Annotated in this window: 21 protein-coding genes and 2 pseudogenes; 13 read left to right on the top strand and 10 right to left on the bottom strand. The window is 60.3% G+C overall.

Going from position 1 to position 20,402, the window contains the following annotated elements; all coding sequences use genetic code 11:
• Positions 1–11: 11 nt before the first annotated feature.
• From GGE33_RS27710 to GGE33_RS09625, 5 genes are all read left to right on the top strand, one after another.
• Positions 12–494 carry a cation:proton antiporter gene (locus GGE33_RS27710; RefSeq protein WP_183824056.1) on the top strand — a complete coding sequence of 161 codons (483 nt, stop codon included), beginning with the start codon at positions 12–14 and terminating at the stop codon, positions 492–494.
• A complete protein-coding gene (mnhG, locus tag GGE33_RS09645) occupies positions 491–832 on the top strand; it encodes a monovalent cation/H(+) antiporter subunit G (protein ID WP_148143924.1) in 342 nt (113 codons plus the stop codon). Before GGE33_RS27710 ends, mnhG begins: the two co-directional genes overlap by 4 nt.
• A 437-nt stretch (positions 833–1,269) precedes the next feature.
• Entirely contained in the window at positions 1,270–1,701 is a 432-nt protein-coding gene (locus GGE33_RS09640) for a Ros/MucR family transcriptional regulator (protein ID WP_148143923.1), read from the top strand.
• A 430-nt stretch (positions 1,702–2,131) separates the two neighbouring features.
• Complete coding sequence (locus GGE33_RS09630) at positions 2,132–2,593, top strand: helix-turn-helix domain-containing protein (RefSeq protein WP_343062385.1); 462 nt, start codon at positions 2,132–2,134, stop codon at positions 2,591–2,593.
• Positions 2,586–3,479 carry a DUF6456 domain-containing protein gene (locus GGE33_RS09625; protein ID WP_246435916.1) on the top strand — a complete coding sequence of 298 codons (894 nt, stop codon included), beginning with the start codon at positions 2,586–2,588 and terminating at the stop codon, positions 3,477–3,479. The genes GGE33_RS09630 and GGE33_RS09625 overlap by 8 nt, the downstream gene beginning before the upstream one ends.
• Positions 3,480–3,484: 5 nt before the next feature.
• Here GGE33_RS09625 and GGE33_RS09620 read toward each other — a convergent pair whose 3' ends face one another.
• The 3 genes from GGE33_RS09620 to GGE33_RS09610 form a co-directional block, all read right to left on the bottom strand.
• Positions 3,485–3,907: a SufE family protein gene (locus GGE33_RS09620; RefSeq protein ID WP_148143922.1), complete on the bottom strand. Its 423-nt coding sequence runs from the start codon at positions 3,905–3,907 to the stop codon at positions 3,485–3,487.
• Positions 3,908–4,070: 163 nt separating this feature from the next.
• Positions 4,071–4,505 carry an Imm50 family immunity protein gene (locus GGE33_RS09615; RefSeq protein ID WP_183822718.1) on the bottom strand — a complete coding sequence of 145 codons (435 nt, stop codon included), beginning with the start codon at positions 4,503–4,505 and terminating at the stop codon, positions 4,071–4,073.
• 259 nt (positions 4,506–4,764) lie between these two features.
• Positions 4,765–5,196, bottom strand: coding sequence for a DUF5330 domain-containing protein (locus GGE33_RS09610; RefSeq protein ID WP_148143920.1), 432 nt, complete (start codon positions 5,194–5,196; stop codon positions 4,765–4,767).
• A 507-nt stretch (positions 5,197–5,703) separates the two neighbouring features.
• On the opposite strand from GGE33_RS09610, the gene GGE33_RS09605 reads away from it, so the two are divergent.
• Both GGE33_RS09605 and GGE33_RS09600 read left to right on the top strand, forming a co-directional pair.
• The gene (locus GGE33_RS09605; RefSeq protein ID WP_183822716.1) at positions 5,704–7,269 is read left to right on the top strand and encodes an ATP-binding protein; all 1,566 of its coding nucleotides are present in this window, start codon (positions 5,704–5,706) and stop codon (positions 7,267–7,269) included.
• Positions 7,241–8,470, top strand: coding sequence for a peptidoglycan-binding domain-containing protein (locus tag GGE33_RS09600; RefSeq protein WP_183822714.1), 1,230 nt, complete (start codon positions 7,241–7,243; stop codon positions 8,468–8,470). Before GGE33_RS09605 ends, GGE33_RS09600 begins: the two co-directional genes overlap by 29 nt.
• A gap of 125 nt (positions 8,471–8,595) precedes the next feature.
• Here the strand turns inward: GGE33_RS09600 and GGE33_RS27960 are convergent.
• A pseudogene (locus GGE33_RS27960) lies at positions 8,596–9,012 on the bottom strand (SRPBCC family protein); the annotation flags it as partial.
• Between the two features lie 54 nt (positions 9,013–9,066).
• A pseudogene (locus GGE33_RS27955) lies at positions 9,067–9,375 on the bottom strand (ArsR/SmtB family transcription factor); the annotation flags it as partial.
• 91 nt (positions 9,376–9,466) lie between these two features.
• On the opposite strand from GGE33_RS27955, the gene GGE33_RS09590 reads away from it, so the two are divergent.
• Positions 9,467–9,814: a DUF1491 family protein gene (locus tag GGE33_RS09590; RefSeq protein ID WP_148143916.1), complete on the top strand. Its 348-nt coding sequence runs from the start codon at positions 9,467–9,469 to the stop codon at positions 9,812–9,814.
• 3 nt (positions 9,815–9,817) lie between these two features.
• Here the strand turns inward: GGE33_RS09590 and GGE33_RS09585 are convergent, their stop codons facing one another.
• Positions 9,818–10,888, bottom strand: a complete 1,071-nt coding sequence (locus tag GGE33_RS09585; RefSeq protein ID WP_183822710.1) for a DUF2336 domain-containing protein — start codon at positions 10,886–10,888, stop codon at positions 9,818–9,820.
• Positions 10,889–11,308: 420 nt separating this feature from the next.
• Entirely contained in the window at positions 11,309–11,527 is a 219-nt protein-coding gene (locus tag GGE33_RS09580) for a hypothetical protein (RefSeq protein ID WP_183822708.1), read from the bottom strand.
• Positions 11,528–11,556: 29 nt separating this feature from the next.
• Between GGE33_RS09580 and GGE33_RS09575 the strand changes: the two genes are divergently transcribed.
• Positions 11,557–11,745 carry a hypothetical protein gene (locus tag GGE33_RS09575; RefSeq protein ID WP_148143913.1) on the top strand — a complete coding sequence of 63 codons (189 nt, stop codon included), beginning with the start codon at positions 11,557–11,559 and terminating at the stop codon, positions 11,743–11,745.
• 129 nt (positions 11,746–11,874) lie between these two features.
• Here the strand turns inward: GGE33_RS09575 and GGE33_RS09570 are convergent, their stop codons facing one another.
• The 3 genes from GGE33_RS09570 to GGE33_RS09560 form a co-directional block, all read right to left on the bottom strand.
• On the bottom strand, positions 11,875–12,486 hold the full coding sequence (locus tag GGE33_RS09570; protein ID WP_183822706.1) for a DUF1254 domain-containing protein: 612 nt from the start codon (positions 12,484–12,486) through the stop codon (positions 11,875–11,877).
• Positions 12,479–13,066 carry a DUF1214 domain-containing protein gene (locus GGE33_RS09565; RefSeq protein ID WP_183822704.1) on the bottom strand — a complete coding sequence of 196 codons (588 nt, stop codon included), beginning with the start codon at positions 13,064–13,066 and terminating at the stop codon, positions 12,479–12,481. The genes GGE33_RS09570 and GGE33_RS09565 overlap by 8 nt, the downstream gene beginning before the upstream one ends.
• A gap of 103 nt (positions 13,067–13,169) precedes the next feature.
• Entirely contained in the window at positions 13,170–15,422 is a 2,253-nt protein-coding gene (locus GGE33_RS09560; protein ID WP_183822703.1) for a transglycosylase domain-containing protein, read from the bottom strand.
• Between the two features lie 193 nt (positions 15,423–15,615).
• Here GGE33_RS09560 and GGE33_RS09555 point away from each other — a divergent pair, with 193 nt between their 5' ends.
• The 4 genes from GGE33_RS09555 to cueR all read left to right on the top strand — a co-directional run bounded on the left by GGE33_RS09555 (position 15,616) and on the right by cueR (position 20,397).
• Positions 15,616–16,077, top strand: coding sequence for a YcgN family cysteine cluster protein (locus tag GGE33_RS09555; RefSeq protein ID WP_183822701.1), 462 nt, complete (start codon positions 15,616–15,618; stop codon positions 16,075–16,077).
• Positions 16,078–16,235: 158 nt separating this feature from the next.
• Complete coding sequence (locus GGE33_RS09550; RefSeq protein WP_183822699.1) at positions 16,236–17,342, top strand: helix-turn-helix transcriptional regulator; 1,107 nt, start codon at positions 16,236–16,238, stop codon at positions 17,340–17,342.
• Positions 17,343–17,449: 107 nt separating this feature from the next.
• Entirely contained in the window at positions 17,450–19,960 is a 2,511-nt protein-coding gene (locus GGE33_RS09545; RefSeq protein WP_183822697.1) for a heavy metal translocating P-type ATPase, read from the top strand.
• The gene (cueR, locus tag GGE33_RS09540) at positions 19,957–20,397 is read left to right on the top strand and encodes a Cu(I)-responsive transcriptional regulator (RefSeq protein ID WP_183822695.1); all 441 of its coding nucleotides are present in this window, start codon (positions 19,957–19,959) and stop codon (positions 20,395–20,397) included. The genes GGE33_RS09545 and cueR overlap by 4 nt, the downstream gene beginning before the upstream one ends.
• Positions 20,398–20,402: the final 5 nt, after the last annotated feature.

Genomic DNA, 20,402 nt, shown 5'->3' with positions numbered 1-20,402 from the left:
ACATGTCGGGCATGACCTTTGAGCAGGCGATCCTCCATGCCTCGATCTGGATTGCGCTTGCCGTTCTCGCCGTTGCCTTCCTGCTCACGGTCTGGCGGGTGGTCAAAGGTCCGACATTGCCCGATCGTGTCGTGGCGCTCGATATGCTGGTGGGCATCGTCATAGGCTTCATCGCCCTGATCGCCATCCGGACCGGCTTTACACTCTACATTGACATCGCCATAGCACTTGGACTTGTCGGCTTTCTGGCAACTGTCGCTTTCGCTCGCTTCATTCTCGCTGGTGCGGCAGGGCAGGCCGGCGCCATTTTGGCGGACGGGCCTGGAGAAAAGGTCAGCAAACTCGGCGGCAAGGCGCGCAAAGTTTCGACGAAGAAGATCGTCGATAGCGACAGCAAGTCGGCTTCGAAACGCTCCGGCAAGCCCGTAAGGCCAGTAAAACCGGAAAAATCGGCCCCATCCGTCAAATCGCCCAAGCCGGGAAAGGGGAAGTGATGCAGCTTGTTCTGGCAATACTGACTTCTGCTTTGATCCTTGCCGGCGCGGCATTTGCCCTGGTTGCGGCAATCGGTCTCAACCGGCTGCCCGATATCTACTCAAGGATGCATGCCGCATCCAAGGCCGGGACGGTCGCTTCGGGGCTTCTACTGCTCGCCGTTGGGCTCCAATCAGGCGATATCGCAGTGCTTGCACGGGCACTCGCCGGCTTCTTTTTCTTCGTGCTGACCGCCCCGGTATCTGCGCATTTGCTGGCTATGGCGTCGTTGAAAGCGGGATATTCAATGGCGAATCAGTCTGTCTGCAACGAAATGCCAGTGGTCAACAATGAATAATATTTTTCAGACGGTATTTATAAGCGCGCGATGATTGTAAAATCGCCTTATTGCCAGCAATAAATGTCAGAAATATGCGATATTCGTTGAGAAACCACTCGGCATTACTAGATTTCGCAATTGGACTTTCCTGATTGTAGTGATAATTGAATAGAAGTAGAGCAATGATGCTGTTGTAGACTAACGTTTTACCGCGTATTTATCTGAATTAGATCGGCCTTGATAAGGCCGCTTCGGATAAACTGGACGAATATGCGGTTTACGGAGGCTACATGCAGCATCTGGTGACGATCCGTTTTTCTCGCAGGAAGCTTAGGGGTAGGCTTCTGTCCTTGGACGCTGTGCGAAGGTTGGGTTCTCGTCGCCATCGCTCGACTACGGAAGAAGCCGCGGAGGTCGCGGCTGGCTCCGTATATAAGTCGAACAGGAGACCGGAAATGACAGATATGGCACTGGGCAAGGGTCCCGAGCTGCTGGTGGAACTCACCGCAGATATCGTGGCTGCCTATGTGAGTAACCACGTAGTTCCCGTCGGCGATCTCTCCAACCTGATTGCAGACGTACATACCGCATTGAGCGGCACATCTTCCCCGACCCCGGTCGTCGCAGCGGTTGAAAAGCCGAAGCCGCCGGTGCCGATCAAGAAGTCGATCGAGGACGATTATCTGATCTGCCTCGAGGATGGTCAGAAGTTCAAGTCGCTGAAGCGCCACCTGATGACCCATTACAACATGACGCCGGATGAATACCGCGAGAAGTGGGGCCTGCCGGCCGATTATCCGATGGTTGCTCCGGCCTACGCCGAAGCTCGTTCGCGTCTGGCGAAAGAAATGGGCCTCGGTCAGCGCCGCAAGCGCACCCGTAACTGATTTGTAGAGACTGGCCGGGCTTCGTCCGGCCAAAAGCAAATCCAGCCAGAAGCCACTTCGGGCGAGAGCCGCCTTGTGGTGAGCCAATGCCCGCGCGCTTCTGCATAGGAATTGGGTCGGAAATCAAAGCTTGAGCAATGGCTGTGATCTCTCTTAGCCAGTCTGCTTTGGTAAAATGCGCGCCCTGAGGCGCCACGAAAAGCCGGGCTGTCGCTCGGCTTTTGCGCATCCGGCCCATGTCCGAATGCTGGTCCTGATCTGCTTTTTGCCGGAAAACGGGGATGAATTGAGGAAATAAATCCTATTTCCGCACAGAGAAATCAAAAAAAACATAAGCATTATCAATGTTTCTGTAAGAAGCTGCTCTTGCCTGCATTCCCCGTTAGCGCTCAAGGTGTATGAATTAATTCCTATTTAAGAAGGAGTTGTCATGCCTTTTGAGACTTCGACCAAACAAGAGGGGCCGACGAACGGGAGACGCTCCGATACGCTTGCTTGCAATATAGGTGCGGTTCCTCTGGTTGCCGACGCTAAGCCCGTCTACCCGGCAAGCCTTCCTGCGCGTATCGTCTGCCGTATCGTCAGCCAGATCACGGCGGAAACGATCTCGCTTCTGAGCGACCGGGTGATGGTGCGCAACGAGCGGCGCCGGCCTTCCTGCCATGTGCGGCAGATTTCCATGTATGTCTGCCATGTGGCGCTGCGAATGTCGTTCAGCGATATCGGCGCGGCTTTCGGCAGGGACCGCACCACTGTCGGCCATGCCTGCCATGTCGTCGAAGACCGGCGAGACGATCTGGCCTTTGACGAATTCGTCTCGGCGATCGAACGCATGGCGACGGCAGTCTTCCAGTCCTCGGACCTTTTCGGACGCGAGGGTGGTCATGACTGAAGGATCGAGGCGTGACCGTTCAGTGCAGCCGGGGTCGTCCACAACATCGGGGCGGGCCGTATCCGTCAAAGGTCTCACGCGCCTGGTGCGTCACGCCGTCAGTGCCGGAAAGGCCGGGCTGGTGATCGCGAACGGCTCTGCCGGTACCGTTCACCTTGGCGAGGAGCGTCGTTGTTATCCCGAGACGGTGCTGAGACAAGCCGTTTCGCTCGGCCTTGTCACTCGCGCAGCCGGCCTCGTGCAGGCATCAGCCGAAGCCCGCAACTTCCTGCGCCGCGCGCTTGCTGCAGCGGGGATGGAAGGTGAGGGTGGATTTGCCGGGCAGCATGGCGAGATCGTCAGGACGGAGGTGGAAATCGACGGTGCGCGCCAAAATGTCAGTCGCAATCTCGATGATACGCCGCTTTCCAGCCTGGCGCGCCTGAAGGACAAGGCCGGCACCCCTTTCTTTCCCTCCGAGGCGCTTGGCGCCGGCGAAAAGCTGCTGGATGATTTCACTCGCGGTCAGTTGCAGCCGCGTATCACCTCGTCCTGGGAGCCGCGCCTGTCTTCGCGCGGCAAAGGCGAGGCGGGCGGCCTTGCCGATATCGCGACAAGCGCGCTGGAAGCGCGCCGGCGTTTCGGCCGCGCGATGGAGGCGATAGGACCGGAGCTTTCGGGTGTAGCAGCCGATGTCTGCTGTTTCGGCAAGGGGCTGGAACTGGTTGAGCGGGAACGGCAATGGCCCGTGCGCTCCGCCAAGCTTATGTTGAGGACGGCGCTTCTTGCCCTTGCCCGTCATTATGCCCCGCCGCCGCGTCATGCGCAGAGGCGCCACAGCCATCATTGGGGCACGCAGGATTTTCGCCCCACCGCCGAGTCTTACGGCAGCAGCGGGTCGTCGTAGATCTATCAGGCAGCAGCTTTCAAACGCGCCTCTTCGCGGATGCGCTTAACCATCGAGCGCAGTCCGTTGGCGCGTTGCGAGGAAAGATGTTCGACAAGCCCGATCTGGTTGAAGATGTCGATCGCATCGGTCGCCACGATTTCCGAGGCGTGCTTTCCAGAATAGGTGGCCAGTACGATGGCGACGAGCCCGCGCACGATATGGGCATCGGAATCACCTTCGAATGTCATCACCGGATCGGCGCTTGCATCCTTCACATGGCTTACAAGCCACACCTGGCTGGCGCAGCCCTGCACCTTGTTTTCAGCCGATTTCTGCGCCTCCGGCAGGTCGGGCAAAGCCTTGCCGAGTTCGATCACATACCGGTAGCGATCTTCCCACTCGTCCAGGAAGGCGAAGTCGTCGATGATCTGGGAAAGCTCTGCCATGGTCTCGTCCGGTGTTTTTCTGTTTTCTCCATATAGGTATTTTGCGCGCCGATAACAGAAAAAACTGAATAGATGCAGGCAAGAGGTGCGGCGGCGTCCCGCATCATTCCGAATTGGCTGAACGGCTGGCGTGCAAGCTTTCGCAACCGAAACCCTCAAGGCGTCAAACCCGTTTCTCTTGTTCGTATGGAACGAGGGATATCGCCACAGTCTTTGCCCGGATGAAGCCGTCCAGGCCGTAGCAGGGCAAAAGTTCGATCTCGATATCAAGCTCATCCTGAGGCAGTGCGTAATAATCGGATCGGCCTCGATCGGTCGCGCGCTGGAGCAAAAGCCCGCCGATTACATTTTGACCGCTGAAGCCATCCAGTTGCAGGTCCATGATGCCTTCCAGAGTGAAGGTCACGATGGCATGTTTGTCGAGTTTGATGAACCCGTCAGAATCGACTGCATCGGTCATGATCCAGCCATGTATCTTCAGCTCGCTGGCTCCGCTTCTGTTGAGGGACAGGCTGATAATCTCGGCATCGTGGAATGTTGGCAGTTCTCCAAACCATGCCAGCAATTCCTTTCCGCCCGCAACATCTTCGTAAATCATCGATCATCCCGCGCCCGACCCGGTTGTATTTCACAATAGCCGGCCGCAGGCGCCTTGCAACGTGCCCGGTCAACCCATCGGTCGAGTGCCGCGCAGGGTGGCGGTGTCCTGAAAGCCGGGATCCCATGCAAAAAAATCGCCGCAAGGAGTTTCTTCCTTGCGGCGTCAGCAGTTGCTGAATTCAGGGCGGGCAGTCAGGCGCCGGGAACCGTTGGCTGTGGGGCCAGGCGCAAGTCGTAAAATGCAAGGAATGGTCCGTTTATTGCGCGGGGCGTTTCAGCGGCAGCGGCACGGAACCGGTATGGACCGGGGCGGAAGGGGCGATCGACTGAGTCTTGACCGCATCTCCCGGGAAAGGCGTCGGCTCGGGATCCTGTTTCAGCGCCACATCGGCGGGATTGGCGGCAGGCTTGTTGTTGAAATGGCTGTCGAGTAGTTCAAAGGCGACATGCGCGCCTTCGGCAGCGCGCACGCCGAGAACGGAAAGCGTCTCCGCGCCTTTTGCACAGACATCCGGCTTTTCGGCGCATAGACCAGAAATATAGCTGTAGGCACCTGTCGCAGCCGAGATTGCGTCGCCCATCTGTACGGCGCCGGCACCCTCGCTGACCTCAAGCGGCCTGTTGCTGAAGTATGAAAGCACCACCAGCACGGCTGCGAAGAAGATACTTCCCTTGATCAGAAACCACATTGCCCTATTCCGTCCGACCTGGCCTGTCCCACCCTCGGGTCCGGCTTCGCCACTTGTTTTTTCCACAGCAGAGTATTTCTGCCGGGCGTCGGTCTGTGCCGCTCTTGAACACCACCGTACCGGGGGGAGGCAAATACCCCTTTGACGCGACCGCTCGGATTTATCTAAAATTTGATCTAAATCGACACACGCCCCGCATTTTCGCCGTCCAGCGCGGCATTTGTCTCAAACTTTAGCGAATGCCGTTAAGCATAAATGGGGCGGCGGTTCGAAAGGCAAGGCGTTTTGCCCGGCCCGTTCTGCCACAATCATTAACAGCACGCGAAAAATCGAGATAAATCCATCGCTTACCTGTCGTTAACTACGATTGCAGATGGGTGTCCGATTATGTGCCAAAGCCGGAAGACCCGGCTTCTGACAGAGTGTCGAATCGCGCATCCTTAGCCTTTCTTTAAGTCGCGGAAGCCTAATGTGACCGCGTAAAACGAGTTCGTGTCAGGGTATTGAGTGCGCGTATTGGGTAACATTGCCGGGAAGGCTGTTGAGGTAGTCGACAAGACCGCCGAACGCTGGCTGGCGCGCCTTGGTGGCGAAGTGGTTCGGGGAACCGACATCACGCTGCTGCGCCGTATGGTGCTGACCGCCGCCGTATCGCTCGTCGCGATCCCGATGGCTTTGACCGCTCTGCTGCGTCCGGTTCTGGCGCTGCCTGTCGGTGTTGCGATCGCCGCCTCGGCTTTCCTTGTCGCCGCTGCGATCGCCTTTTCGCGTCCCCGCCCGCTGCCGCAGCCGGCAGCCAGTGAAGATCTTTCTTTCGATGCATGCCCCGGCCTGATGTTGTCGCTGGATGCCCAGGGACATGTGCACAGGGTCGGCGGCCGTGATGCCCATTCGTTTCCCGCAACGATCCGTGATTGCGCAGGCGTAACGCTCGCCGAGCGCGTTCATGTTTCGGATCAGATCGCGCTACTCCAGGCTTTCGACATGCTGCGCCAGGGCGCATCGCGGGCCGAGACGGACGTTCGGGTGCAGAAGACGTTTTCGGTTGCCGATGGACGCCAGTTCGTTCTCGTCCGTTTCGATTTTACCGCCATCCGCGACGGCGAGGGTAGCCTTGTCCAGGTAATCGCCCAGGCGCGCGATGTCTCCGAATACGATGCGCTGAAGCGCGAGGCCGAGCGTCGCCAGGAAGAGGCCCGTTCCGCCCACGAGACGAAGTCGCGCTTCCTTGCGGCCGTCAGCCATGAGCTGCGCACGCCGCTTAATGCCATTCTTGGTTTTTCCGACGTGCTGGCCGGTGAATATTTCGGCAAACTGGCAAACGACCGCCAGCGCGAATATGTCGGGCTTATCCGCCAGTCGGGCGGTCATCTTCTTTCCGTCGTCAATACAATGCTCGACATGTCGAAGATCGAGGCCGGCCGCTACGAACTGCTGATCGAGCCCTTCGCGGCATCGGAAGCGATCGAGACCTGCCGCGCCATGCTGGACCTGCAGGCCCGCGACAAGGGTATCACGCTGACGGCGCGCGTCTCCCGCGCCCTGCCGGAAGTGCAGGCCGATCGCCGCGCTCTGCAGCAGATCCTTATCAATCTCGCCGGCAACGCCATCAAGTTCACCGAGCGCGGCGGCGTGGTGTCGATGGATGCTGCGGTCCGTGGTCGCGATCTCGTCGTCACAGTCAGCGATACCGGCATCGGCATCGCGCCGGAGAAGCTCGGCACGCTCGGCCAGCCTTTCACCCAGGTGGAAAATGGCTATAGCCGCAATTACGAAGGCACCGGCCTCGGCCTGGCGCTGACAAAGGGACTGGTTGCGCTCCATCGCGGCACGTTCGTGATTGCCAGCAAGCCGGGCGAGGGCACCGTCGTGACGATCACCTTGCCGATGGGCGGCCCCGATACGGCCGATGCCGACGAGCCGATGGCGGAAACGGTGGAGTTCCCGCCGCGGCTGAGGACCGTGCAGTTGAAGAATTCGGATGAAAAGGCCATGATGGAAGGGTCCGCGATGGAGCGGTCCGAAATTCAGCTGGGATGTGTAAATGACCACGCGGAAGCGAAAAGCGCCTAAGGGGCGACGGACAGCGAAGGAGCAAAGCCTTCCGTCCCGCATCCTTGCGGGCACGGGCTCCGCCGTGCTTTACGGCGCGACCGGTTCCGCACGCGGTATCGGCGGCGCCATCGTCCGCAATCCCAAGGCCACTCTCTACGCCACGACCTTCATCGTTGCTTTCTCCTTCGTTGCAGCCAATGCGCTCTGGTATCAGCCGGGTGGCCATCCGGCCCCTTTCCTTGCCACGCGTGATGCTCACGATCCAAACGCGATTGCCGGTTATCGCCAGTTTCGCCAGGCCGATCCCGCTGACGTGACCACTTTCCGGATCGAGCGCGCGCCGGCAGGCGGGCAGACTGCGCCTGAAAGATCCGCCGCCCGCCCGCCTGCTTCTCTACAGACGGTGGCCTCACCCGCGACACAGCCAGTGACGACGGCACCCGCGGCAGCACCCATGGAAGCACCCGCTGACGACATCCGTTCGATCATCGCAGGCCAGACGCCGGCGGCGCAGTCCGCGCCCGGCACGACGACGGATGCGGAGCTGGTTGCAGGCATCCAGCGCGAGCTTGCGCGCCGTGGTATCTATCAGGGCACCGATGACGGCCTGATGGGCCCCCGCACCGAAAGCGCCATTCTCTTCTTCGAGGAAGCCTCTGGCCTTCCGCAGCGCGGTAAAGCCACGCCGGAACTTCTGGCCGTTCTTCAATCGCAGTCCGGAAGTCGGAGCCAGGCTCAAGCACAGGCCACGGCCGCGCCGTTGCCGATCCCGCGCCAGGCTCCAAGAGCGGATGCATCCAGAGCCGAGGCGCCGAAGGCTGAGGCGCAAAGAACTGCGGCTCGACCCGCGACCCAGCCTGTCGTCCAGCAGATAAAGGCTCCGGCCCGCAACGAAGATCCGGTCACGGCTGCAATCCGTTCCTCCGAGCGTCAGCCGGGCATGATGCCGCCGGCTGAAATTCCGGGCGCGCGCCGGGCCGCTGCTGCGCCCGTACAGGCCGCCGCCAGACGATCCGATCCACTGCCCGCCTCGCAGATGGTGCTGCAAATCCAGAAGGGCCTGTCGAACATCGCCTATACCGATGTCGAGATCGACGGCGTCGCCGGCACACAGACCAAGGCCGCCATCCGTCGTTTCCAGAAGCACTACCGCCTGCCGGAAACCGGCGAGCCCGACGAAGTCGTGCTGCAGAAGCTGAAGGCGATCGGCGCGCTTTAGGGGGGAGGGGTCATCCGCCGGCGGTCACTCAGACGGGCAGGAAGATGAAGGCACCGTCGAGCTGGCAGCATTAAAGACAGCCAATCGGGCAAACGCCATTCCGCCGATCTCCTTTCGTTGCCCCATCATCCGTGCATGGGAGCAGCTATGTAAAAAGGCTCGCCTGTTTCTGCGAGCGTCTTCAGCCGCGACAGGGCTTCGGGCCATCCGCCACCAACCGCCTTGCTTGTGGCGGTGTCACCGCCGAAATCGTCGTGTGTCAGCGTCAGCTTGCAGGCATTTTCCCCGACAGCCTCGATGAGCCAGGTGACGCGCGAAGCCGGATCAACAGCGACATCCGGCGACCATTGGGCGCTGAAGGAATGTACGAAGCGGTGCGGAGGATCGATCTCCAGGACCTTGCCGACAATCATTTCGCGATCTCCGACAAAGAATGTGATCGCGCCGCCTACGACCCATTCCGTTCGTGAGGTCATGTTGAAGTGTTGCCAGAGCGGCGTTTTCTCATCATCCGCGAGAAGGGCCCACACATCTTGCGGTGTGGCACGAATGAACATTTCCCAGACGTGCTTCGGTATTGCTGATGCCATGGTTGCGTCCCTTTTCTCGGCGACAGCTTTGATGTCGTTTATCGTTTGAGCAAACGGTGCGGCAAAGCGCGAAATCCAGCGATCCGCGATCTCCTGGACGGGAAGCGGATTGAGGTAATGCAGCTTTTCCCGGCCGATCTTGCGGGTCACTATGAGATTGGCGTCTTCGAGTATGTTGAGATGTTTCATAACCCCGAAACGGGTAATGGACTGACTACGCCCAAGTTCGTTTAACGTCTGGCCATCTCGTTCACGGAGATGGTCTAGAAGTTCGCGCCGGAGCGGATGTGCCAAGGCATTGAAGATATCATCCATGCAGATGAATAGGTGACCAAGTGGTCACCTGTCAAGATGTGGCCATTTCGTATCATTTGCCTCCGCCCCCAATCCATCCTATTCACTTCCCATGCGTCTCCGTTCCGATATCTATGTCTCCGCTCTCATCCGCCGCGTCTTCGGTCTCGGCGGTTTTGCGGCTGTCGAGCACAAGGGGGCGGACGCGGCGGGGGCGATCTTTATCCGGCAGCGGTTTCGCGACGGGCTGGAGAGCCTCTATGCTCCGGCACCGCAGAACTTCTTTTCAAGTGAGGATGACGGCAGCCGTAAGTTCGAGATGCGGCTTGAGCGTGCCGAGCCGGATCTCATGCGCGAGGCGCTCGACAGGGAACTGCGTTTCGATCCCGATCTGTGGCTGGTCGAGCTGGAGATCGACGACATCGGCGATCTCTTCCCGGTGGTAAAGCCGGATCCCTGATCCTCAGCGGATACTGAAACCGGAGGCGCTTCTGCGCAGCGTGGCCGAGGTCCGCACAGACCTCTCCTCGATAAAGGCTTCGGCTTGTGTTGTGTCAGTATCTGCGCCGGAAAACAGTCTGGAAGCAGCCTGGTCCGCACCATAGGTATAACGATCGGCCCTGCGCCAGGCTTCCACACGCGCATTGCACTCTTCTTCGTCCAGGGATTGCCACAGGCTTTCTGCCTCCGACACGCCATCCGTCGCTTCCGCCAGATGGCCGTAGAGGCGGGTAAGGATATAGGTCGCGTCCGCCGATTGCATGCCGAGGCTCTTCAGCACGGTGGCAAGCTGGCGGCCGGAGAGATCGAGCAGGATACGTTCGGCCAGCCAGCGGCTGGTCGTCAGGATGTCCGAAAGCGCGGTGACGAGAAAGGTCGCTTCACGGTTGCGAGCAAACCGCACCAGAAGCGCTTCCTGCACTTCCGAAAGGCTGCGCAGGCCGAGACGATCGCCTTCGACCCGTTCCACATGGCCGGCAAGCAGCTTGATCCGGCGGCGCAGATCTTCTTCACGGGCACGTTTGTCGGTATCGATGGACGTGTCGACTTCCGCCCTCGGCATCTCCACGGGCGCCGAACCGGGATAGGGCTCGGCGGTGGCGCTTCTGGCCTGCCGGGAAATATCGGGACGCAGGCCTACCAGCGCATCGATGACTGTCGGAGAGAGCGCGGCACGGCTCACGATAGCGCGCGCATGCTCGGTGCCCTGGCAGCGGGCGATGGTGACCAGCGCCTCGTCGGAGAGGCAGGTCGATGTCATCAGGAACGGAGCTGCGACGGCGATCGGCTGGCTACCGAGAAAGAAGGCGACGGCGGCAGGAACGTTGGGAGATTGCGCAAGGGCGGCGACCGCCTGCCGGCGCGCCTCGTCGGATGAAGCGGAAAAGATCGGCATGAAGAGTTCGGCGAACTGCCGCAGCTCCGAACGCGTCGGATGGGACAGCGCTTCAAAGCTCGTCACCGTTGCCATCAGCACGACGTCCTTCCTGCGCAGCGCCTGCGGTCTCTCAAGGTCTCGAAACTCACTCGTCACGGGCAAACTCTTCGAACGCAATACAAACAGAGGTGCCGACAAACGCGTTTGGCCGCCGCAGGGCAGCCGACACGTCATCTACCTTACCTTGGAAACTCCCGGTGGGCGGGCAGTATCAGCCGGCGTTTCCGCCGGTTTCGTCACCCGCTCAAGGTCGATTTGATGCTAGGCTCAATAGGGTTAATGTCTGGTGAAGACGGCTCGTTTTGGGACATCCTGTCCACAGCCGATATGCTGGTCAGCGACAGGTCCGCATCCCGCCAGCTGGCCTCGGTCGCTGCGCCGTTCGCGGATAAATAGAGAAATCTGAATTCTGTGGCCCTGATAATGAACCAAATCTGCAACACCGCGTTAATGATCCGATCTTGAAAGCGGATTTCCAGCGGGCGCTACTTTAGCGTTAATATCTCGTTAACCGTCTTATGGCTGAATTTCAGCAATGGCCGGCAATAAAGCCGGAAAGGGCAGTAGACTTGATTGTTGCTGCAGCTGCTGGTTCAGGCGGAACGGGCAGGTGAAATGTCGCAGCGTCTGGCAAAAAGACGCTTTGACGAGAAAGACGCGGATGTCCGTGAACCCTTCGGGGCAGGCACGGGCGCGTCGGCCCAGTTGGGCAGGATGAAATCGAGCCGCCTTCATCCCTCTCGATCCCTTGATTGGAGACGAGCATGGCAGAGATAGTGGTAATGAATCTATGGCGTGATCGGAAAGGCCGAAAGGTTTCGAGCCCGACGGATGCTTCCAACCTTGCTCTTGCGGGTGAGATCGTGATGTTCACCGGCGTGCGTTACGAACGTTTTGACGATCGCATGGACCGCAAGGCCGAAAATCACGCTGTCCGTATCGAACAGAAGTGAATTCGAAAACCCGATCTTGTGAGATACTGAGGAATGCTGCGCAAAGACGCGGGGCGGCATTGGTTTCAAGGCACGCGAGAATACGGTGAACCCAGGCGTCGCGAGCGGATCCGGACGATCGAGACGCGCTTAGAACTGGACTCTGGTTCTCCACTGGAATGGAGCACAGGTCGCCTGATCGAGAAATTTCGATATGACCGGAACGACGCTTTTATGCGTCACGAAACTTCTCAAGACCGCATAGCCCTCCGTCTGCTGCGCCTCGACCAGCACGGTCTGTGAAAAGCCTCTCGGCAGGCTCTTTCGAAGAGCGGCAAGTTGTGCCGGCGTTCCCACGACTACATCCAGAACATGATCCGCCGATGTGCGGTCGTTGATCGAGAATATCTCGTCGGACGAAGCATCGAACACGCCGAGCGACCAGAACGGAACACCGCTGTTCGGAGCCGTCAGTCTCACCGGTGTTTCGCTTATGTCGAATGAACAGACCGACATCTCCATCATCGGGTCTTCCTTGGAAAGCCCGGCGCGGTCCGGCTGCTCGCCGAGACGATAGAAGCGGTGGCTTTCTCCCTCGGCAATGATGCGCGTATAGGCGTCCCGCTGGGAAAACTGCGGCAGCGAAAAGACGATGATCAGGTGCAGCAGGGCTGCACCCACAAGCCCGGTGAAGATCGCAAACAGGATCTTCAGCCACAGGAAGTCGCGTCGCAGTGAAAGGAAACTGAACAGCCTAGACATTGCCGCATCCGATCCTGCGGATGGCCGGCATGGAAAGGTCGATCAGGCCGGAGCTTCCAGCCGCCGGCGTATCGAGCAGGGTCAGTGTCAGGCGAAACTGGCCTTGCTGAGGGCTTGCCAGCCAGTTGCCGGGGCGGGCGCGCGAGGCGATCGTGATGTCGAGAGAACCATCCGATTGTCGCCCCACCATGCGGGAATTGAGCGAAGAGGGCAGGTCCGCATCCGCAGCCGGTGGACGGCCGTCCGGTCCTGTTGCAAACAGCGTCCAGAAGCGCGCGGTCGGCGTCTGTCCGGTCAACTGATAGGTGCAGCTTCCGGAAAGTCTTGCGCCGCTGTCATCGGTCGTTGCCGTGAAGCTCAACCCTTCCGCCGTGGCATAAATAAGCTTGCCGGCATTTGCGCGGTGAGACTTGGCATAAGGATCCGCATCCGCCGTCTGCGCCTCCGGGAAGGCTTCCCAGGAGCCGAGCTTGATCGCGCCGAAACCGATCGTGGCATCGAGCGCCAGCCGGGTCGACCAGATCCCGCCTCCGAAGGCGATGGCAAGCGCGATTGCGACGAGAAAGGGAACACGGAACACGAGCAGTCTGGGTCCTCGGCAGAACGGTGCAGGGAGGATTAGCATTGATTCTTTTGTGGGGAAATGCCGAGATGCCATTCCGCTGTGGGGAGCGTAAGTCCTCTCACGGTATCGAATTCGTCACCACCGGGCTTACGGTCGCCGTACCCTTGCGCATATCGCTGGCGGAACCCTGTCGCAGGCCTGCTGCGGGTCTCGTGGCTTCGGCAACCTTTTCGACACCCGCCACCAGCGGCGGTGCGGCCTTCAGCGCCTGTGCCAGTTGCTTCAGAACGCGAGTCGATTCGCCCGAGAGCGAACGCGGGCGCGTCAACGCCATCAGTGCCGGATCCTCTTGGCGTTGCTCGGCCGGCGTATCGCCCTTTTTGTGGTTCCCCGTCGGAAGCGGATTTTCGATGCCGGGAATGGGTCTGAGTTCGATGCCCTGATGTGCATAGTCCATCAGCTTCTTGAACGTCATCGCCGGCAGCGCGCCGCCGGTCATGTTGTTCATCGAGGTGAAGTCGTCGTTACCGAACCAGACGGCAGTCGTGTAATTGCCGGTAAAGCCGATGAACCAGGCGTCGCGATAGCTCTGCGACGTACCGGTCTTGCCGCCGGTGACGATGCCGCCGTCAAGCGCTGCACGCCGCGCCGTGCCGATCACCGGGATCTGCGTCAGGATGCGGTTCATCGAAGAGGTCGCCTTTTCCGTCAGCACGCGGTTGGCAGGCATCTCGTCACGGTTGAAATCGTAGAGAACCTCACCGCCATAACCCAGTACCTGCTCGATCCCGTGGCGACGCGATTGCATGCCGCCTGCCGGCATCACGGCATAGGCCGTCGCCTGGTCGAGTACGGTCACTTCCGAGGTGCCGAGCGGAATGGTCTTGTCCATGCGCAGCGGCGTCTCGACCCCCATCGCTTTCGCCGTTTCGACGATCACCTTGGTGCCGAGCACATCCTTGGCAAGCCGCACGGGCACCGTGTTGAGCGATTGCGACATGGCGGTCAAAAGCGATACGCGGCCCTTGTAGGAGCGGGCATAATTCTGCGGTGACCAGCCGCGCCAGGTGATCGGCGCGTCGGAAATCATTGTTTCCGGTGTCATGCCGTGTTCCATCGCGGCCGAATAGGTGAACAGCTTGAACGACGAACCCGGCTGGCGCAGTGCCTTGGTGGCACGGTTGAACTGGCTCTCGCCATAATCCCGACCGCCGACCATGGCGCGAACGGCACCGCCGTTCTCGATCATCGCCATGGCGCCCTGCTTGACCTTGTAGCCCTCGCCAAACTCGCGCAGGCTGGATTCCATGGCCGCGTCGGCTGCCTGCTGCAGGCCCATGTCGACAGTGGTGCGAACCACGACCGAATGTTCCTTGATCTTGCCTTCCTTGGCCAGCCGCTGCACTTCGTCGAAAGCCCAGTCGAGGAAATAGTCGGGCGCTTTCACGTCGGCGCGGTCGATAGCGGTTGCCGGGTTACGCCGCGCGCCGATCACCTGGCCCTCCGACATCAGGCCGCTCTGCACCAGATTGGACAATACGTCGTTGGCGCGGGCGCGCGCCGCCGGCAGGTTGACATGAGGTGCGTATTTAGCCGGCGCCTTGAACAGGCCGGCCAGCATGGCGCTTTCCGCCAGGCTGACATCGGTGATCTTTTTGCCGAAATAGAACTGCGAAGCCGCCGCCGCCCCGAACGTGCCGCCGCCCATATAGGCGCGGTCGAGATAAAGCGACAGGATCTCTTTCTTCGACAGATTGGCTTCCAGCCATACAGCCAGAAAGGCTTCCTTGATCTTGCGCTCGATCGAACGTTCGTTGGTCAGGAACAGGTTTTTCGCCAGCTGCTGGGTCAGCGTCGAACCGCCCTGCACGACGCCACCCGCCTTGGCGTTTTCCGTCAGTGCCCGGCCAAGCCCGATGAAGTCGATGCCGTAATGGTCGAAGAAACGTCGGTCTTCGGTTGCCAGAACCGCCTTGATCAGGTGATCCGGCAATTCGTCGATCGGCACTGAATCTTCATGGATAATGCCGCGATGGCCGACCACATTGCCGTAACGGTCGAGAAAGGTGACGGCAAAATCGCCGCGGTTCTTCCAGTCTTCCTTGGTCTCTTCGAAGGCGGGAAGTGCCAGCGCCAGAAGGACGACAAAGCCTGCCGTGCCGAGCGTCATGGCCTCGCCGGCCACCTCGAAGGCGAGTTTTTTCCAGCCACGCACGCGAAAACGACGGAAGAATATGGTGATCTCTTCCCAGGCTTCGGCGAGTTTGAAGCCAAGGTTCCAGACGGTGGAATCGATCCAGCTGTCGACACGCAGCAGGATGTGGCGCTTCTTGCGCGGCCGGCCCTCGGGTGCTTTGGGTTCGTCCTGCAATCTTTCCTCCCGTCCGCAACGCCATTATTTTAGCTTTTGCGTTTGGCTTGACGTAGCCCCTGACAACGATCAAGAGCATAAGCTTGCCACGGTTAATCAGCATTAGCTGACAATTGGTTGATGCGCGATTGTAAAATCGCAACGTGAAAAGGGCGGCCGACACGAATTGTATCCGACTGCCGCAAAAGTGATGATGAACGACGTACCTTTCTGGAAACTGAAGTCCCTCGACGAGCTCACGCCGGGCGAATGGGAAAGCCTGTGCGATGGCTGCGGCCTCTGTTGTCTCAACAAGCTGGAAGATTGGGATACAGGCGATGTGGTCTTCACCTCGGTCGCCTGTCGCCTGCTGGATGGCTCGACCTGTCGCTGCAGCGACTATCCAAACCGGCAGAAAACCGTACCCGACTGCATCCAGCTGACACCGCAGGAAGTGCGAGAGATCCACTGGCTGCCGCCGACCTGCGGTTATCGCCTGGTTCGCGATGGCGAGGATCTGTACTGGTGGCATCCGCTTGTCTCGGGCGATCCGGAGACCGTACATCAGGCGGGAATTTCGGCGCGCGGACGCACGGTCAGCGAGGTCGAAGTCGACGTGGACGATTTCGAAGACTATGTCGTCAGCTGGCCGCTGCATGTGGGATCTGAGCGTTAAATCGAGGCAAACCACAGGTTTTCGACACGGGTGTACGATACCGTACAAAGCATTCCGCGTGACTAAGGCGCCATTCATCTATGTTGTTTGGCGCATATATAGTCTATTGAACTGCTGATATGTATCGTTGCAACTGTCGAAAGCCGTGATTTCACTCGATGAATGCTCAAAGCACTCTGGCAGATCGCCTTTACGAGGCAGCCCTTGTCCCCGAACTCTGGACGGAGACTTGCGAGCGGCTGGCGATTGAGGCGGGGTCTTCTACCGCTTCGATCTTCACAGTCGATGCCAGCGGCAATCATCGTTACGTCACTACCCCCAATATCGCCGACCTGTTCGCCAAGTTCGTTGCCAGCGATCTGAGACTTCAGAACCCGCGCCCGGCGCGCGCGATGCAGGCTTCGCCCTTTTCCTTCGTACGCACCTCCGACATCCTGACGCCGGAAGAGATGCAGGGCGATATCATTGCGCGCGAATTCTTGAAGCCGCATGGTATCGACTGGGAAGCCGGCTGGGCCTTCCAGGAGCCGACAGGCCATGTGATCGTGATCACCCTGATGCGCAAGGCCGGGCTCGACAATTTCTCCCACGCGCAGATTGCCAAGCTCAATCACCTGAAACCGGATCTGGCGCGCGCTGCCTATATGGCCTCGAGGCTTGCCTTCAATGAAGCGCGCTCGATGACGGAGACCTTGTCCATGCTTGGCCTTCCGGCCGCCGTGATCGGCGATGGCGGTCAGATGCTCGCCTCCAATCCGGAACTTGAAGCACTTTCGCCGCGTATCCGCACTGGCGCCGGCGACAAGATCCTGCTCGAAAGCCCGGGGGCTCGCGCACTGCTCGACGAGGCGATCGAGCGCTACAAGGCGCAGGCGGTGCCGACCGTCCAGTCGGTGCCGGTAATTTCCCGCGATGAGCTGCCGCCTCTTATCCTGCACCTTCTGCCGATCCGCCGCGCGGCACGCGATATCTTCTCGCGCTCCATGGCCGTGCTTTCAGTCACCCAGGTTGGCCAGGTCGGGCCGCCGGATATGCGGGTTCTCTGCGGTCTCTTCGATCTGACGCCCGCCGAAGCCAAAGTGGCGCGCGGCATTGCTATGGCCCATACGCCGGAAATGGTCGCCGCATCCCTTAACATCTCGCTTGAGACAGCGCGCTCGCACCTTAAGCGCATCATGCAGAAAACCGGCACGACCCGGCAGGCTGAACTCGTCCTGCTTCTCTCCGGCCTCAACGCGCCGGGCGTCGGGCAAGGCGGGCGTTAGGCAGAAGTTCGGCCCGTGCGTTTTCGTCGCTGCGAAATTATCTCGTTCTGTCCTTGACCTTCCCATCATGGGAAGCCTTACATGCGGATGCGAAAGGATCGCATCTCATGAATCAGCACCTTGGACATACCCATTCCGGTATCGCCGAACCTTTGACCATTCCCGTAGAGGGCATGACCTGCGCCTCCTGTGTGCGCCGGGTTGAGACCGGCGCTGCCAAGCTGCCGGGCGTTAAGACGAGCGCCGTCAACTTCGCGACGAAGAAGCTCACCGTCGAAACGGGCGAGGGGTTTGATCCGCAGGCGCTGGAAAAAGCGATCCACAAGCTTGGTTATGAAGTACCGGCGGGTGCGATGGAACATGCATTGCGCGAGGCGGGAAGGGTGGTGACAACCGCTCCGCCGGAGGCTGCCCCTCACCCTAACCCTCTCCCCGTGAACGGGGAGAGGGGACGTGGCCCACGCAAGGGCGCGGTGGATGAAGACGGTGCGGCATATCCCTTCTCCCCGTCAGAACGGGGAGAAGGTGGCGGCAGCCGGATGAGGGGCAGCGCCGCAGACCACGCTCACCACCATCACAAGTCTCACTCCACCCACGACCACGCCCATATGCACCAGGGCGAAGAGGCAGCGCTGAAGCGGGATCTGGCGATCGCCTTCATCCTCACCCTGCCGCTGTTCGTGCTCGAAATGACCGGCCATGCCTATGAACCGTTCCATCACTGGCTGATGGGCGTCATCGACCCCCAGACCCTCTATTATCTGTATTTCGTGCTCGCCACCGCGGTGATCTTCTGGCCCGGTCTGCGCTTCTTCAGAAAAGGCCTCCCCGCGCTTTTGCGCGGCCACCCGGAAATGAACTCTTTGGTCGCGGTCGGCGTGGCAGCCGCCTACGGTTATTCGCTCGTTACCACCTTTGCCCCCGGCCTGCTGCCGGAAACCGCCCGCTATGTTTATTACGAAGCCGCCACCGTCATCGTCACGTTGATCCTGTTCGGCCGCCTGATGGAGGCACGCGCCACCGGCCGCACCGGTGCCGCGATCGAAAAACTTGCAGGCCTGCAGGCAAAGACCGCCCGCGTCGAACGCGATGGCCGCGAGATCGATGTTCCGACGGCAGATGTCGTTCCAGGCGATATCGTCGTCATCCGTCCGGGCGAGCGGATTCCGGTCGATGGGACTGTGCTCGACGGCCAGTCGAATATCGATGAATCGATGATTTCGGGCGAACCGATCCCGGTCGCAAAGTCCGCAGGCGCCACCGTCATCGGCGGCACGGTCAATACGACGGGCACGCTGCGGTTTACGGCGGAAAAGGTCGGTCGCGATACGATGCTCGCCAGCATCATCCGCATGGTCGAGCAGGCCCAAGGGGCAAAGCTGCCGATCCAGGCGCTGGTTGACCGCGTAACCGCCTGGTTCGTGCCGGCGGTCATCGTGCTCGCTATCATCACTTTCGCTGTCTGGTACCTTGTCGGCCCCGATCCGAAGATCACTCATGCGCTGATTGCGGCGGTCGCCGTGCTCATCATTGCCTGCCCCTGCGCCATGGGGCTTGCCGTGCCGGTCTCGATCGTCGTCGGCGGCGGCCGTGCAGCCGAGCTTGGCGTTCTGTTCCGCAAGGGCGACGCGCTGCAGGGCTTGGCTGACGTCTCGACCGTCGTCGTCGACAAGACCGGCACCGTCACCAAGGGACGGCCGGAACTCACCGATTTCATCACCGCCGAAGGTTTCGATGAAGCCGAAACTCTGGCAATGGTTGCAGCCGTCGAGGCTCGTTCCGAACACCCGATCGCCGATGCCATCGTCAAGGCTGCAAGGGCGAGGGGGCTTGAAGCCGCGAGCGCCGAGGACTTTTCTTCCGTCACCGGTTACGGCATCCGCGCGCGTGTCGGTGGCCATGAGGTGGCGGTCGGCGCCGACCGTTACATGCAAAAGCTCGGCGCTTCAGTCGACACATTCGCCGACGTCGCGAAACGCCTCGGCGGCGAAGGCAAGACACCGCTCTACGCCGCCGTCGATGGAAAACTTGCCGCCATCATCGCCGTTGCCGACCCGCTGAAACCGTCGAGCGTCGAGGCCGTCCGCGCCCTGAAGGCGATGGGCGTCGAGGTCGTCATGGTCACCGGCGACAACCGCCGCACCGCAGAGGCGATTGCCGCCCAAGTCGGAATTCACAAGGTCGTTGCCGAAGTGCTGCCCGAGGGCAAGGTCAAGGCGATCCATGGCCTGCGGGCCGACGGCCGCAAGCTCGCCTTTGTCGGCGACGGCATCAACGACGCCCCCGCACTTGCCGAGGCCGATATCGGCATTGCCATCGGCACCGGCACGGATGTGGCGATCGAAAGCGCCGATGTCGTTCTGGTCGGCGGTGAACTTACCGGCGTCGTCTCGGCAATCGCCGTCAGCCGCGCAACGATGAAAAACATCCGCCAGAACCTGTTCTGGGCCTTCGGCTACAATGTGGCGCTCATCCCTGTTGCCGCAGGCGTGCTCTATCCGGTCTTCGGCCTGACTTTGTCGCCGATGATCGGTGCCGGCGCCATGGCGCTGTCTAGTGTTTTCGTGCTCGGCAATGCGCTGCGGTTGAAAACCTTCAGCGCGGAGGATCATGCATGAATATCGGTGAAGCATCGGGCGCATCCGGCGTCTCGGCCAAGATGATCCGTTATTACGAGCAGATCGGCCTGATCGCGCCGAAGGGGCGCACGGAAAGCAATTACCGGGTCTATGGCGCCGAAGAGGTGCATGTGCTGCGCTTCATCAAGCGGGCGCGCTCGCTCGGTTTTTCGCTGGAAGAGACCGAGACGCTTCTAAAACTCTGGCAGGACAAGAGCCGCACGAGCGCTAGCGTCAAGGAAATCGCCACGACCCATATCAACGACCTCGAACGCCGTATCGCCGAAATGCAAGGCATGGTGAAGACGCTGAAACATCTTTCCCATTGCTGCGGCGGCGACCACCGGCCGGATTGCCCGATCCTTGATGATCTAGCGGGCGAGAGCCCTGCCAAGGGCGAACGCGCCGCATCGGGCGAGAGCCCTGTTAAGGGCTAAAGCGT

Origin of the sequence: Aliirhizobium cellulosilyticum (assembly GCF_014198105.1) — a bacterium.
GTDB lineage: Bacteria > Pseudomonadota > Alphaproteobacteria > Rhizobiales > Rhizobiaceae > Neorhizobium > Neorhizobium cellulosilyticum.
This window is presented reverse-complemented; position numbering and strand designations above follow the sequence as displayed.